This is a genomic window from Synergistaceae bacterium (genome assembly GCA_021372895.1).
GTDB lineage: Bacteria > Synergistota > Synergistia > Synergistales > Synergistaceae > JAJFTP01.
This window is the reverse complement of sequence record JAJFTP010000095.1, coordinates 46263-62075: the sequence shown is the minus strand read 5'-3', so window position 1 is coordinate 62075 and position 15813 is coordinate 46263. Positions and strand designations below refer to the sequence as shown.

Sequence of the window (15813 nt, the reverse complement as noted above, 5' to 3'; positions counted from 1 at the left end):
AAATTACTGCTTATTTTATTTCGACAAGATATACGGGATATCCCTTTTCCTGAAGTTTGGACGATATTTTCTGTGCATCATCTTTGTTATTCGCGCCTTTTACGCGAACCTTGTAAAAGGGTGCATTATTGAACACAGATTCAATCATATAAACATCATATCCTTGTTCTTTAGCTTTTTCAAAAATCTGTTGCGCATTGTTTTTAGATGAAAAACCGCCTATCTGTACATCCCAGCGCCCAGCCCCCTTTTCTTCTAAAGAAGCAGATGGCTGTTGCTTTACAGACGCCGGTTGAACTGTGCCTGTCTTGGCTGTATTCTGCTGAATTGTTGTTTTAGGCGGTATTTTTTCCTGTTTTATATCTGTCGGAATAGCTTTCGTTTCCTGTTTTACCTCTGACTTATTTGCATCAACAGGCTTTGCAATAACGACAGGGGAAGTTTTCTTCTCTTCTTTCTTTACGATCGTCTGCCCTGTTGGAGCCACCTCATTCTTTTTATCATCATTTGACCGAGGCTGCTCGGTCGCGATCTGATTTTCGATCGGCATCGATGCATCGTTCGGATCAAGAAAGAATAATTTAACACTGAAAAACAGAAGTGCTAAAGCCATAAGCGCTGCCAACGGCAATATAAACTGTCCAAAAGTAGCCATTGGCTTCCTTTCTTTGTAGTTGTGCGTTTTTCTTGTTACCATCCAATCCCACCCCTTTGCATAAGACTACCTGAGACTGTCTAATTCTAACAGTGTTTTGTCTCTGCTGGAATGTGCATTTTTATTTTTTTGTCCGGAGCTTATCTCTTTTGCCAGATTAATACTGTCAAAATATCCGTACCATGTAAGATCAAACTCAGTTTCGGCCTCTTTAGGGCTCGTAAATCTCATCTGCGGAGCTTTTTTGCCTATACTGCGGATCTCTGATGCAATTCTTCTGTATTTTTTACGTATTTCGGAAATCCCTACAAAAGGGGCTTTCATCCATTGGGTACCGGGTTTCGGTACAAACGGGTTTACAGATAATATAAGATTTTGCCCTGTTTCCTCAATTACGGAACTACAAAGTTTGCTGATGGCGGAAATATGTTCTTCATTTTCTTCCGGCAGACCAACCATAAAATAGAGTTTTACCTGATCAATGCCCATTGCTTTGGCAAGGGAAAGCTTTTCAAGTATCAGTTCATTTGTAAATTTTTTCCCGCAGGAAAACCTTAAATCGTCGCTTCCTGTCTCAGGTGCTACCGTTATGCTGTGTCGGCCTCCTCTGATAAGTGCGGCTAACATTTTTTCAGTCAACCGGTCAAGCCTCAAAGAAGCAAAAGAAACGTTCATGTTTTTTATCTCAAGATATTCAAGCAGCTGATCCATGTCGGCATAATCCCCGGCTTCAGGAGTAACAAGCCCTATCTTCTGCACGGATGTTATCTCAAGCACTTTGTCCAGCTCTTTTTTAATAGTCCCAAAACCGCGTGATCTCATTTTTCCAAAACATCCGGGTAGAGTACAGTAAGAACAGTTCCTTATGCAGCCTCTTTGGAGTTCCAAAAGCAACGAGTTCCCAAACACGCTCTTGGGCGTGACCCAGCTGTTGTACATAGGGTAGGTTGAATCAAGAGGCAGACACCTTCCTGTAATCCTCTTTGCCATGGTGCCCCCGCAGGAAAGATGAATTGGAGGTACAAGGATCGAAGGATGTCCCGCCAGCTCCTCCCATAATAATTTCCTGTCTCCGCCGGACATGTAGCGTCTCAGACAGTCGGTCATGTGCGGAAGTACATCCAGGGCATCCCCAAGTACGATAAAATCACATACGCCGGAGAGGATAAGCGGGTTTATATAAGTCATCGCCCCGCCTGCCCCAATCACCGGATAACCTCCGGCCGCCCTGTCAGCGGGCATAAGCGGGACATGTGCTCCGTGGAGCCACCTGAAGAAAACATCAGCTCCGGCCTCATACGACACTCCGGCAGTTATTATGGGGAATCGCTCCAGCAGCGTGTCAGCATCAACTGAGCGATAAGGTATGGGCTCCGCAAAAAAACGTTCAACCGCCACACCCGACTCTCTGAGGAGTCTGAAAACATAATGGATGCCAAGATTAGATGCCCCTATTGAATAATCCGCCGGATAAAACAAAGCCCAAGGGAGATCTCCACCCTTAGGCAGTCCTGTTGTCCATTTTTCATCGACACGATATTTTTCCCAACTCTGCCAAGCTGTTATTTTTCCTGTCGATGCACCGGGCCTTTCTCTAATATTCAGGATTTACGCCTCCGTCTGATATAGGCGGGAATATCATATTGGTCAACAGGAACACCGCTGCCCTTAAAGAGATCTTCCTCTGCCGAGGTCATCGGCTGAGAAATTGCCGCGCGAGGCTGCTTTATCACAGCAACACCCTGATCAAAAGAGGATTTTTTTATAACATGGCGAGCCTCGCTCTCAAATGTCGGCTCCTCTCCCCTTATGTCTTGTATGACTTCTGATGATACCGGCGGCTTTTCTGCCTTTATTACCGGACGGAAAACCTGTCCTGCTGTAGTATTGTGCGTGACACCAGATGATTTTCCGGACGTAAACATGTTTAAATTCTTGACAGCAGAAATATTAAGATTGCTGTTTGTAATTATAGGTACATCAGGAATTGTTTTGTCCTGTTTATTTATGTCAGAAGAGTCAAAACCGGTTGCTATGACCGTAATCTGAATAGAATCCTCCATCTCTGGGTCAAAAAGATGCCCCCAGATAATAAATGCATCTTCATCTGCCGCCTCTGTTATTATTCTGGTAGCCTCTTCAACCTCGTGGATCCCTACGTTTGCCCCGCCTGTGATGTTAAAAAGTATTCCCTTTGCACCGCTCATCCTGGTCTCCATCAGAGGACTGTTTATAGCATTGTAGGCTGCAGTGGCAGCGCGTTTTTCTCCGTAGCCCTCTCCTATTCCCATAATTGCCGTCCCGGCGTTCGACATTATCGTCTTAACGTCGGCAAAGTCAACATTTACCAGTCCAGGGCGCAGTATAAGGTCTGTTACCCCCTGCACTGCCTGATGGAGGACTCCGTCCGCAAGACGGAACGCATCATTTATTGAAGTTTTTTTATCAGTAATGCTCAGCAGCCTGTCGTTCGGAATGACAATAAGTGCGTCCACTTTATCCCTGAGCTGTATTATGCCTGATTCTGCCTGAGCTATACGTCTCCTGCCCTCAAACATGAACGGCCGTGTGACGACCGCAACAACGAGCGAACCGGCATCCCTTGCCAGAGATGCAATCACCGGTGCCGCTCCGGTCCCGGTACCGCCGCCCATTCCGGCAGCTATAAAGACCATATCTGCTCCTTCAATTGCCGCACGGATTTCCTCCCTGGATTCCTGTGCCGATTTACAGCCGATCTCAGGGTCAGATCCGGCCCCCAGACCCTTTGTAAGCTCTTTGCCAAGTATGATCCTCGAGGGGGCCTCTGACAGCTCCAGATGCGCCACATCCGTATTCGCAGCAATAAACTCCACACCGCATATGCCGCCCCTGATTATATGGTTAAGGGCATTGTTTCCGGCACCGCCTACTCCTATGACCTTTATGATTTCCCTTGTGGGATAGTTTGATTTATCAAGCTGGAATATTTCTGACATCTCAGGCATAACTGCCTCCCTCCTAATTCTTCGGGAATTATAAATCAAAACAAATCACGAAATATTTTTTTAAGACTGCCGAAAGGATCGAAGCCGCTGCCGGGAATTTTATCTTTTGTCTGGATCGGTATTCCCCTATCGGGTATTATCGACTGCCTGGCGCCGACGGCATCATTGCCGTTTTTCATAATGAGCGGATTATCAAGGTAACGGAACGGATCCCTTTCCCTTTCTATTATATATCGGATAATCCCGGCAGCAGATGAATATTCCTGCGTGTTCCTCCCCGGCGGCATACGTCCGGCATCTATGGGGACAGACACGCGCGCCGGAAGATCCATCATATCCAGCAGAAATGCATCTATGCCCTCAGTTTTGGAAACACCTCCTGTAAGTATGATCCCGGCAGGCAGCATTGAAATATCGGCTGCTTTTATCTCAGGCCTTACAAGGACGTCAAAAAGTTCCTCTAACCGGCATCTGACAATTTCGTACAGGTCAAGTTTTGAGAGTCTATAGTTTCGTGTGTTGTAGACAAAATCAATTATTTCTTCTGCATCCTCGGGGGCTGTAAAGACAGATACCTCTCTTTTTAATTCTTCTGCCTTATTTAGCGGGAGTTTAAGAACATTGCCGACATCATTCGTGATATGATCTCCGCCGACCGAAATAAGGCCAAGGTGTTTCGGCCTCCCATCTGAGAATACGGCAACGCCGGTCGTGCCGCCCCCGATATCTATCACAGCCGCACCGGCAAGGGCCTCTTCCGGAGAAAGAACTCCGAGCGCCGCAGCCAGTGGCTTTATAATAAGCCCTGAAACATCAAGACCGGCCTTGTCGACACAGTTCAGCACATTCTGAATGGTAGCAGTAGGGACTATAACGGACTGTAGCTGTATATCAAGTCTCATCGCCGTCATGCCGAGAGGATCATCTATCCCGACATTACCATCAAGTGAATATTCGACCGGTATCGTATGCAGAATGCTTTGATTAGCAGGGACAGCCACATCTGCCTGAGCAGCTTCAATCACACGTTCAATGTCAAGCTGCATTACCGGCCGCGGGCTGCGCCCAAGAGAAACCATGCCCTTAGAGCGTATACTTGTCACTTCTCCCCCCCCGAAAGCGACAGTTACCTCCGTTATGTCCTGACCAACCATGTTTTGTGCATCGTTGACGGCCTGCTTAACCGAACGAACGGCCTGATCAAGGTTCACAATGAGACCTTTTCTTATCCCGTTTGAGGGAGCCTGACCGACTCCGATAATCTGAGCTTCGTCGCTGCCCTGCTCACGCTCTGCAACCACAACTGTGACTTTGCTCGTACCAAGATCGAGGCCCGCAAGCAGTTCTGGTTCTTTTTCTGCCAAATAACCTGAGGCTTTCTTAAACAAGCAAATAGCCCCCTCTTCTAATAAGATTTAATAATATGGTGTCTATTCTACCTTATTTTTGACTAAAATCTTATCCTTGTATGTCGTATCTATGGATATTCCTGGCGGGATCTTCTTTGGATCCTGATATATTTTTTTTACGGCAAGGGCTGACGCATGCCATTCCGCAGGGTCATCAGTAAAAAGCATGTCTACGCCGCTTTCTCCGACCTGATTATAAAATATAAGCCGCACAACGGGCTGGCCCTCCTTGACTCCTGCCTGGATAAATTTAACACTGTGACTCCATCCGATGGAGTTGAGATTTTCATACCATTTCAATATTCGCGGGATCGGAAGGCTCGAAGACAATACGTTGCCATGATCCGCAGTCAGATCGATCGGAGTTATTCTGTCACTGCCCCAGGAAAGGATCGGGAGTGAGCGCACTGCTTCTTCGGGGACAAACTTATTTTCTACAAGAGAAGCCTGCCACACCTTGCCTCCTGTCGAGACATACCAGAATCTGCCGCCCCAGTACATCATAAAAGCAGGTTTCAGGGGAAAAACTTTCATTGTGACCCTGCCCCAGCCGGACAGAAATAATTTGATATCCACAGGATAATATTTTTCAATGAGTCCTTCATAGCTGCCTCTTAAAACCCAGAAAAAAGGCCAGCATCGTTCCTGTGCAGAAGAAAGAGTGCCCCAGATGGCATGCTGCGGCAGTATACCCTGCGGGGAGACTTCAATGTCCCGGAGCCTGAAGACGGCATACCTTGACTCTACAGCAATCAGAGACCCGGCCACAAGTGCAGCCAGGATCAGGCAGATTTTGATTTTATTCTTAGCTTTTCTCGAAATCCCCGAAAAAATGAATTTCATAATCAAGCCCTACCCCATATTGTGAATAAACACGTTCCCTGCATCGCTCACTGAGCGTAAAAATATCCCGGGCAGTTGCATCGCCCTTATTTACTATAAAATTAGCATGAATTTCAGATACAACTGCGCCGCCAATACTGATCCCTTTACATCCGGCGCCATCCAGCAACCGGCCGGCGCTGTCCCCTGGGGGGTTTTTAAAGACACAGCCGGCGGTTTTTTTGCCAAGCGGCTGCCCCTTTTTCATCTCGGCAAAATATTTCATACGTTCGAATATGACATTTTGCGATGCCTTGCTAAGTTTAAGAGTACATTTTGTAATGAAGAGCGTCTTTTCTCTGTCACATGGACATTCGCGATAATTCCAGTTCAAATCTTTTTCGGTCAGTATGCTTATGTTGCCGTCATAATCAACGGTGTCAAGTATTTTAACCAGAGGGGAAAACCCTTCGCCTTGGGCTCCTGCATTACCCCAAAGCGCCCCCCCGACGCTCCCCGGAATACCGGTCAGGAATTCCAGGCCTCCCCATCCATTCTTGATGGCAAGCTCCTGCAGTTTTCTGACAGAAAATCCGGACTCAACTTCAATCTGAACGATGCCATCTGAAGTTACTTCTTTTATATATATCCCATTGAGATATCCGGTATACAGAACCACTGCCTGTAAATGTCCGTCATTTACAAGAATATTAGAGCCTCCTCCAAGTATATAAAGCCTCTCTCCTCCGCGCAGAGCAGATAGGAGGATGTCATGTGCATCCTTAATTGAGCGGGGTGATGCAAAAAAAGAACAGCATCCCCCGACATTCCATGTATTGAGCTCGCGCAGCGGATAATTTTTAAGCAAGTTGATCTTTTTCTGCCGATGATCTCATTTCGGCCAGCGTCCTGCATATCTTCCTGCCAAGGGTCCCGACACTGCCGGCCCCTATCGTCAGGATAATATCGCCATCCCTTGCATTTATACAAACAGATTTCACCAGATCATCAAAATTTCCTGAGAGTTCATAATTGGCTCTGTTATTCTCGGAGACTGCGTCAAATATCATTTGTGAGGAGACTCCATCTATAGGGACCTCGTCAGATCCGTATATGGGCAAAATAAACGCACTGTCCGCAAGCGAGAGTACGTCGGCGAACTCCTTGTAGAGTGCCGCGGTCCGGCTGAAACGGTGAGGCTGGAATATGGTAACTAACCGCCTATCCGGAAATATCTTACGTATAGTGCTTAGAGTCGCGCATATCTCGTTGGGGTGATGACCATAGTCATCATATACTAAAATATCACCGACTTCACCCATCTTCTGCAGCCTGCGTTTCGCGCCCTTGAACGTGGCAAGTGCTTTTTTTACCTCTGATAAAAGAATACCCATCTCAGAAGAAGCTGCGCAGGCTGCAAGAGAGTTGAGCACATTATGCTCTCCAGAAACCACCAAGGATATCCTGTCCAGTTTTTTCCCGTTATAGTTAATGGCGTAAGAAACCCCCCCGCCAACGCTGTGCTGGACTTCAGTTGCACCCCAGTTCCAGCCTGAACCCCAGCCATAAGTGACGATGCCTTCCTTTAAGCGATATTCCCTGCATAGCTTGTTGACTCCCGCATCCTCCATGCAGAGTATGCTCTTTCCTCCGTCTTTTCTGTTGGATAGAAACTCGGCAAAAGCGTCAGTGACAGATTTAAATGTTATATAGTGATCCCTGTGATCCCAATCGATATTAGTGATTACCGCTATTTCCGGATGAAAACATACAAAAGAACGATCGCTCTCGTCAAGCTCCGCTACCATAAATTCACCGGTGCCAATTTTTGCGTTCGTCCCTATATCTGAAAGTTCTCCGCCGATAGCGACAGTTGGATCCATTCCAGCCATTTCCCCAATAAGAGATATCATCGAAGAAGTGGTAGTTTTGCCATGTGTTCCGGCTATGCCTACTCCGCGTCTTGCGTTGAAGATAAGGCTAAGGACTTCCGCCCTGCGGGCAACTGTAATGCCATGCTGCCACGCATTCAATATCTCTGGGTGGTCATTAGGGATGGCGCTCGAATAGACCAGTATGTCAGGCATAAAATCCTCAATATGCTTTGCCTCGTGTCCCATAGCTATAGGAATATTATGAAGATTCAAATTTTTAAAATAAGAGGTCTGTATCATATCACAACCCGAGACCTCCGCCCCGATCTGGTCAAGCAGGATAGCCAGACCGCTCATCCCCGCGCCGCCGATACCCATAAGGTGGATTTTTTTAGTTCTAAGATCAATATCTGCTTCCAGTGGCAAAACAAGCGCCCCTTTCAAAAATGGGAAGAAAGTGCCAGCCATAAATCCTCGCAAATTCGCCCCGCGTTATTATACCGTTTAAATGTCGAACTTTCCTGCTGTCCTTTAAAAATAGAATACAGCGACAGCAGTTTCTTGGAAAAATCTTCAGCAGAGCCATTTCCATCCCACATTATGGCTCTGTTTTCGGCAATAAATGCAACTGCATTGTGGTATTGGTGATCGTCAGCGGCACCGCGCCAAGGTATGACAACAGACGGGATATCCATAACACCGACTTCAGTCAGAGTTGAACCCCCTGCCCTTATTACAGCCATATCTGCGATGCTGTATAGGAGCCCTGCATTCCATGTCTTTGGCAGCAAATAGACATTGTCTGCCGCCATTTCATTTTTCTCCGCAACGGCAGGTATAACGAAGCTCCAATCCTTGAACATCTCCATACCTGCGACATCGCAAATCATCTTTTTTACCGGCTGGCTTCCAAGGGATCCGGTCAATACCATAACCTTCGGCCCATCCGGCATTTTTTCCGAAAGCATAAGCGTGCGCCAGGCAGTATCCTGATCAAGTCTCTCAAACTCTCTAACAGGCACACCGATTCTTGTGTATTCCCCGGTGCGCAAAGGAGGACACTCGCTCCAACCGGTAAATATATCGACATTCAGTTTTGACGCGATCCGGGTAACCTTCCCGGCATATGCATTCTGTTCGTGCATGACAACCGGTATTTTCAGCATACGGCAGACGAACAGCAACGGGAGTGAAACATACCCGCCAAATAACATACAGCAGTCCGGCGAAGAATTTTTTATTATTTTGCTTGCGTTGTACAGAGCCGGAAACAGAGAACCTGCACGTTTGGTTCTTTTCAGCAACCCGCTTCCAGAGAAAGGGGAGCCGTCCACAGGCAGCCTGTTTGGGATAATATTGGCAGATTTGTATATCTCGAGTTCCAGTGGGCGCATCCCGCAGACGTAATCAACATGGACATCCGGCTTGTGTTTGCCAAGCCACTGTCCGAATGAAATTGCCGGCCATATATGCCCCCCTGTGCCGCCTGCCGCAAGAAGAAGTTTCTTAACCATCTTCTTATATTTCCCCCAGATAACTTTCTTTTTCAAGCCTTAAAAGTATACCCAACCTTGACCACATAGTCAGCAGCGATGTACCGCCATAGCTTATAAACGGCAGAGGCATACCGGTCAGGGGCATGAGCTTCGTAACTCCTGCAACGTTTATAACAAGCGGGATAACCACGGTAAGCGTTATCCCCCATGTCAGAGATGATTTGAATCCATCTGAGGTCCTGTAATAGATACTACGAGCCTGTGAGATCCAGAACGCAAACAGAGCCAAGACTCCCAGTGTGCCGACAAGACCAAGTTCCTCCCCTATTGCGGCATAGATAAAATCTGTATACGCGGCAGGCAGATAATTAAGCTTCTGAAATCCATGACCAAGGCCTGCACCCCAGAAACCTCCGTTAGAAAATGCTATCAGCCCCTGTATGGCCTGAAACCCCTTATCAAGAGGGTCTGTCCACGGATCAAGAAATGCGGTTACCCTGCGCATACGATAAGGTTCAAAAAAAATAAGCACAGGAAAAACGATCCCTCCGAGAAGACCTCCTGCCATTATAGGCCACTTCCAGCCTATCCTCTCCACATACATACCCATTGACACAAGAAATATCAGTATAGTAGTACCCAGGTCCGGTTGGATCAACAGCGGGATCGATGCGGAAACAACCAGAACAATGGTCGATATGAACGTGTTTGCCGGATCCTTTTCTCCCCGGGATAAAATTTTTGCAAGATGAAACGCCATAGCCAGGCATAAAAGCTCCCCGGGCTGTATTGAAACAGAGACGCTCGGGATGTGTATCCACCTTCTTGCACCGCCAACCTCCACACCGATACCCGGAACAAGAGGGAGCCATGTAATTATCCACGTCATAATCAGTATTGGGCCGCTCAGTTTTTCCCAGATCCGAAGCGGTATGGTATACATCACCAACATTCCGCATATTGCAATCAGAAGCCACTGCATCTGTTTTATGCCCATCTGGAATGGAGTGCCTGTATAGATGAAAGAATTTGGGCTGGTAGTGGATGTGATCATGAGAATGCCTATTCCGCTCAATATGAGCGGAATAACCCAAAGCAGCGGATTTATGCGGAACAATTTAGCCCCGATCCGTGGTTCCTCCGTTTTTTGCATTGTATTAGGTTTCTCTTTCAATTATTGTTTTCACAATTCTACAGAAATGATCGCCGCGGTCACCGTAGTTCGGATACATATCCCAGCTGGTACACGCCGGAGAAAGAAGGACCATATCCCCGTCGGATGCATTTAGGTATGCAGATTCAACTGCTTCCTCCATAGTTGAAACGGTCGTATATGATATGTATCCTACGCTTTCAAGCGCAGAGGCGATCTTTTCTTTCTCCTCTCCCAGCAGCACGGCAAATCCAGCGTACTTTGTCACCGCTTCCGCAAGCGGCGAATAATCTTCGCCCTTGCCCTGACCGCCAAGGATAATTATTTTATTGCCGGGCAGAGAGTTCATTGCGGTTACAGTTGCCGCAACATTGGTACCTTTGGAATCATCTACGAATGTGACGCCCCTTACCTCGCCTACAAATGCGCACCTGTGCCTTGGCGGTTCATATGCGGAAAGTATTTCTGCCGATACGTTCCCTATATTGAACAAAGACAGCACTGCAGTGGCCATAGCCGTATTTTCAAGGTTATGGATACCAAGCAACTTTACATCAGAAAAATCAAACAATCTGCGCATAAGCGCATGACCGCCTCCGCTTAAAAATGCGCTGCGGGTATTGCTATCCATATATATTCCCGGCCTGTGTTCTATTGGCATCTCCCAGCTCAGTGGAAATGACAGGACAGGCCCCACATTGAGGACATCTGCATCCCTTTTCTGGAAAATAGCAGATCCTCCTTCATAAAGACTCTTTATAATTTTTGCCTTTGCTTCCACATATTTCTCATATGAACCATGCCAATTTATGTGATCGGGAGCGAGGTTTGTCACAACAGCAACATCACAGCGGAATTTTTCCGCCCAATAAAGCTGAAAGCTGCTCAGTTCAAGCACAATGAAATCATATTCTCCCTCTGCCGCTTTAGCTACAGGATTACCGATATTTCCCGCTGTGATAGCATTATAGCCCATCTTACCCAGCAGATAACCTATCATAGAGGTGGTAGTTGTCTTCCCGTTGCTTCCTGTGACGGCGATTATCATTCCTGAAAGATAAGGGTGAACAAAATCAAGCTCACCTACAAGCGGGATCCCCCGCAGGACAGCCTCTTTAAGTATTGGGATCTCAGGCGATATTCCGGAACTTATAACTATTTCGTCCGCATCAAGGAGCTTTTCTGTGTTGCCGCAAGCCTCCCATATTATGCCGGCCGCTTTAAAATCATTTTCTGTCTCCGCTGGGAGTTCCTTGGAATCAGACACAAAAACAGAGGCACCAAGTTTTTGGGCAAGTTCTGCGAGTGCTTTGCCGCTCACTCCGGCGCCTATTACCGATATTTTTTTATTATCAAGCTCATTTCCAACCATCATGCGGTTAAGCCCCCAAATAACGATCCGTCAAATGCAAACAGATATTTTATACCCAAAACACCAATAAAAAAAGGAGGACCATGCAGAGACACATGCCTGCAATATGTACTATCCAGAAACGTGTCACAATTTGTGTCTCTTTCCATCCAAGCATCTCAAAATGATGATGCACCGGACTCATTAAAAAAATTTTTTTCTTAAATTTGCGGATAGCTATTATCTGTATAGCAACAGAAATTATTTCGACCCCGAATATAAAGCCGAGAGGAATTATAAGAAGCAGAAATCCTGAATACACACAGAGTGAAAGCAAAAGCCCTGCAAAAAAATGCGCGCCCACATCGCCCATGAAGACACTTGCAGGATTTGCGTTATGCCATAGAAACCCCAGACAGATACCGCAGGCTGATGCTATTGTCATAGTTACGGCAGGCTCTCCTCCAAGGAAAACAAGGGCCCCTGCAAAGGATATGAAAGAGCAGCCTGCAGCAAGACCGTCCAGGCCATCTGTTACATTTACAGCGTTCTGAAGACCGATACCGGCAAAAGCAACAAGAACTACAGCAGCTATACGGTTAATTACAAACCCCGGCAACAGTTCAAGAGATCCTGGAACTGCCCAGACAGCCCATGGTATTGTGACAGCGGCCTGCAGCAGGAGTTTTTCCATGCTCTTCAAGCCATCACTTGAATGCCTGCTGTATTTGAGCCAATCGTCAAGAAATCCTACCGCAGCAGCAAGAACAGGATACGTGACGATCCTCACGGCAGCTTCAAAAGATATACTTTTATCAATATAGCCTGCGGCACAGAGAGACAGCACCAATACCGGGATAAAGACTATGCCGCCCATAGTAGGTGTGCCCATCTTTGTTTTCTCATGCCAGCTCGGACCATAAAGTTTGGTCACCTGTTCTATCTTTAAACCGTGCATCTTTGCCATCCAGATACTCTGAAGAAATATCTCGGTCAGCATAGACATGAGAAAGATCAAAACAAATTCAATAAACATCGGGTCCCTCCGTGAGCAGGGCAACCAACCTCTTGAGCCCATAAGAATTTGAGCCCTTTATAAGAATCACGCCATCTGAAATTCTGCATGCCGCGACCTTTTCCATTATCTCCTCAAACGTTCTGGATCGTTCGGTATTTGCAGGCAGCAGAAGCGATCCCGCATACCATTCATCCCCGAGGAGAAACACTTTTTCAAACCCGATAAGTTTGTCGAGCATCTTCTGATGCCAGAATGCTGAGTCCTCCCCCAGTTCCTTCATTCCGCCCAGCACTGCGTACATTTTGTATTTCTGCGCTCCCGCAATACCAAGCGCATTATCTATCGCGGCGCCCATGGAACTTGGATTGGCATTATACGATTCATCGATGACCCATGAATTATTTTTCAGCTTTTTACATATGCCTCTGCCGGCGATAGGCTTTGATCCGGCAAGCGATGCTCTTATATCTTCCTCCGAGATACCGAAATATTTCCCTGCCGCATAAGCGTAACCCATATTATAAGCATGATGCATGCCGAAAAGAGGCGCTTCTGCAGTGAAAAATCCGTCCTTGCTTGAAAAATCAGCGACAGTCCTTCCTCCGCTACTCCCCAGTGATACATTGACACCTATAATTCTAATATCCGCATTTTTCCTTTTTCCAACAGTGATTTTTAAAATATTATTAAAATTATAAGACATATATTCATTCAAGATGAAATTATCAGCATTATAAATAATACCTGTCAGTTTTGCGGAACTGCATATCTCAAGCTTTGCCCGCAATACTCCCTCTAAATTCCCAAAACCTTCAAGATGTGCGGGTGCGACCTCTGTGATTATTACAAAATCAGGCGGGAACAACGAAACCATCTCACTTATCTCCCCGAAATGGTTAGTGCCAAGTTCAAGTACCAGAATATCAGTATCCTCAGACATTGCCAGTATTGTCAGGCTGCACCCTATGACAGTATTGAAGCTTCTTATTGCGCTGTGGACCTTATACCTGCGTTTCAGCACAGATACTACCAGCTCTCTGGTTGTAGTCTTTCCCACACTGCCGGTGATGCCTATGACTTTTGGATCCTGCACCTCAAGATACATCTGTGCTATCCTTACAAGAGCAGAAGATGTGTCGGGAACCGCAACAACAGATACCCCACTGAAACCGGGACACTCATGGCTCAGCCTCTCCATCTCAGAGAGGTTCACAAGGAGAAGTCTTGCTCCTCTGTCTATGGCCTGACGGACAAACATATGCCCGTCAACATTGGCACCTTTCAAAGCAACGAAAGCGTCCCCCGGAGCGATATCCCTGCTGTCGCTCTTCCATACGCGGCATATCTGTGTATCAGGGCCATAGAGACTGCTCCCGCACCATCCGGCAGCCTCAGATGCCATTACCGCATGCTTCATTGCATCACCTCCCTGCTGTTCAAACGGCACCACTCAAGCATTATATTCTTATCCTGGAACGTAATGGGACCATCTTTTAATATCTGATAGCATTCAGGCCCCTTGCCCGCAAGAAGTAAAATATCGTCAGGCGTGATACAGTTCAACCCTTCATATATAGCAGATTCACGGTCCAATATCACTTTATAGTCAGTTGAATGTTTCTTGGCTCCTGCCTCTACCTCGGATGCGATAACAAATGGGTCTTCGCTTCTCGGGTTGTCAGAGGTTATTATTACTCCATCGGCAAGTCTCGCCGCTACTTCACCCATTAAAGGACGTTTTGACTTGTCGCTCTCACCGCTTGCCCCAAAAGCGACATAAAGTTTTCCCCTGCAAACAGAACGCAGTGCGGTAAGAATTTTTTCAAGCCCATCCGGGTTGTGCGCGAAATCTATCACGCATGTCCCCACTCCATTTATCATATAGTGTTCAAGTCTCCCTGGCACCCGCTTTATCTTAACTAAGCCATTAAGAGCCTCCTCTTCGCCGATGCCAAGGGTCCAGGCAAGGGAGATGGCCTGCAGCGCATTCATCACGTTATGCTCGCCCAGAAGCGGCAATCTGAATGTTTCGGCGATACCAGAATACGGCGTTTTGATTTCCACATCCATTCCTTCCGTAGAAGCCCCTTTTACAGCCGCAAAAAACATGGCATCCCTGTTCTTCATGCTATAGCCGACAGCTCTGCTGCCAAGCTCTTTAAAGAGCCTGGCCCCGTATATGTCGTCAATATTTACAGTAACGCGCCAGTTGCCACGCATATAGCTGTCAAGCAGTGTCTTCTTCGCCTTAAAATAGGATTCCATGTCACCGTGATAATTAAGATGATCCACTGTCAAGTTAGTAAAGCCTGCCATGTCGTAAAGCACCCCCTCCAGTCGCCCTTGCACTATCGAATGGGAGGATGCCTCCATAACACAAGCCCTGCAGTCATTGCGAACCATCCTGTAAAGCCAGTGCTGCAGGTCCGAGCCTTCCGGGGTCGTGTGCTCGGCATCTTCGGATAAATTACCGTCATTGCAACATACAGTGCCAAGCATTCCTGTCTTTATGCCTGCATTCTCGAGTATGGATCTGGTCATAAAGACAGACGTCGTCTTCCCGTTAGTGCCGGTGACTGCAATCATAATAAGTTTCGAAAGGGGGCTCTCATATAGCAGGGACGCGACCTTCCCCATGTTACGGCGTACATCGCGACAAATTATCTGTGGCACATCTATACCGAGAGGACGTTCGCAAAGAAGTGCCGATGCGCCGGAGACAACGGCACCTGCCGCGTAATCGTGGCCATCGCTGTGTTCTCCTGTTACGCATGCAAATAACGTACCCGGCTCCGACATCTTGCTGTCGGAAACTAATTTTACAATCTCAATTTTCTCTAATTCGATATCAGAGACCGTTGTGTAAATCTTCACATCCAGAGCGTTTTTTTCCAGTAGAGCCAGCAACTTGTTCAACTTCATGCGAAACACCCCTCTGGCGATACATCGGCCTTGTTTTTAGCTTCAAAATTAAACAACATTACACATAAAACCTGCTGTATATATAAATGGTTTTCTTCCCCGCACTTTCGGCCTTTTATGGCCTGG

General features: G+C 46.9%; 13 protein-coding genes. All 13 read right to left on the bottom strand.

The genetic code is table 11. The features are described 5' to 3' along the window. Positions 1-10 precede the first annotated feature (10 nt). The gene (locus LLF78_08475; GenBank protein MCE5202528.1) at positions 11-697 is read right to left on the bottom strand and encodes an SPOR domain-containing protein; all 687 of its coding nucleotides are present in this window, start codon (positions 695-697) and stop codon (positions 11-13) included. A 24-nt stretch (positions 698-721) separates the two neighbouring features. Continuing rightward, the gene (locus LLF78_08470) at positions 722-2134 is read right to left on the bottom strand and encodes a B12-binding domain-containing radical SAM protein (protein ID MCE5202527.1); all 1413 of its coding nucleotides are present in this window, start codon (positions 2132-2134) and stop codon (positions 722-724) included. A 122-nt stretch (positions 2135-2256) separates the two neighbouring features. Next, positions 2257-3633: a cell division protein FtsZ gene (gene ftsZ, locus LLF78_08465; GenBank protein ID MCE5202526.1), complete on the bottom strand. Its 1377-nt coding sequence runs from the start codon at positions 3631-3633 to the stop codon at positions 2257-2259. A 44-nt stretch (positions 3634-3677) separates the two neighbouring features. After that, a complete protein-coding gene (ftsA, locus tag LLF78_08460; protein ID MCE5202525.1) occupies positions 3678-5030 on the bottom strand; it encodes a cell division protein FtsA in 1353 nt (450 codons plus the stop codon). Positions 5031-5072: 42 nt separating this feature from the next. Next, complete coding sequence (locus tag LLF78_08455) at positions 5073-5894, bottom strand: hypothetical protein (GenBank protein MCE5202524.1); 822 nt, start codon at positions 5892-5894, stop codon at positions 5073-5075. Continuing rightward, positions 5857-6741, bottom strand: a complete 885-nt coding sequence (gene murB, locus LLF78_08450; protein MCE5202523.1) for a UDP-N-acetylmuramate dehydrogenase — start codon at positions 6739-6741, stop codon at positions 5857-5859. Before murB ends, LLF78_08455 begins: the two co-directional genes overlap by 38 nt. Next, complete coding sequence (gene murC, locus LLF78_08445; protein ID MCE5202522.1) at positions 6734-8173, bottom strand: UDP-N-acetylmuramate--L-alanine ligase; 1440 nt, start codon at positions 8171-8173, stop codon at positions 6734-6736. Before murC ends, murB begins: the two co-directional genes overlap by 8 nt. A 14-nt stretch (positions 8174-8187) precedes the next feature. Further along, positions 8188-9261 carry a UDP-N-acetylglucosamine--N-acetylmuramyl-(pentapeptide) pyrophosphoryl-undecaprenol N-acetylglucosamine transferase gene (locus LLF78_08440; protein ID MCE5202521.1) on the bottom strand — a complete coding sequence of 358 codons (1074 nt, stop codon included), beginning with the start codon at positions 9259-9261 and terminating at the stop codon, positions 8188-8190. A 4-nt stretch (positions 9262-9265) separates the two neighbouring features. Further along, positions 9266-10396 (bottom strand): putative lipid II flippase FtsW, encoded by a 1131-nt coding sequence (locus LLF78_08435; protein MCE5202520.1) that lies wholly within the window; start codon positions 10394-10396, stop codon positions 9266-9268. A gap of 4 nt (positions 10397-10400) precedes the next feature. After that, positions 10401-11771 carry a UDP-N-acetylmuramoyl-L-alanine--D-glutamate ligase gene (gene murD / locus LLF78_08430; protein MCE5202519.1) on the bottom strand — a complete coding sequence of 457 codons (1371 nt, stop codon included), beginning with the start codon at positions 11769-11771 and terminating at the stop codon, positions 10401-10403. A gap of 46 nt (positions 11772-11817) precedes the next feature. Continuing rightward, entirely contained in the window at positions 11818-12783 is a 966-nt protein-coding gene (locus LLF78_08425; GenBank protein MCE5202518.1) for a phospho-N-acetylmuramoyl-pentapeptide-transferase, read from the bottom strand. Further along, the gene (locus tag LLF78_08420; GenBank protein ID MCE5202517.1) at positions 12773-14182 is read right to left on the bottom strand and encodes a UDP-N-acetylmuramoyl-tripeptide--D-alanyl-D-alanine ligase; all 1410 of its coding nucleotides are present in this window, start codon (positions 14180-14182) and stop codon (positions 12773-12775) included. Before LLF78_08420 ends, LLF78_08425 begins: the two co-directional genes overlap by 11 nt. Beyond that, positions 14179-15687, bottom strand: coding sequence for a UDP-N-acetylmuramoyl-L-alanyl-D-glutamate--2,6-diaminopimelate ligase (locus LLF78_08415; protein MCE5202516.1), 1509 nt, complete (start codon positions 15685-15687; stop codon positions 14179-14181). The genes LLF78_08420 and LLF78_08415 overlap by 4 nt, the downstream gene beginning before the upstream one ends. Positions 15688-15813: the final 126 nt, after the last annotated feature.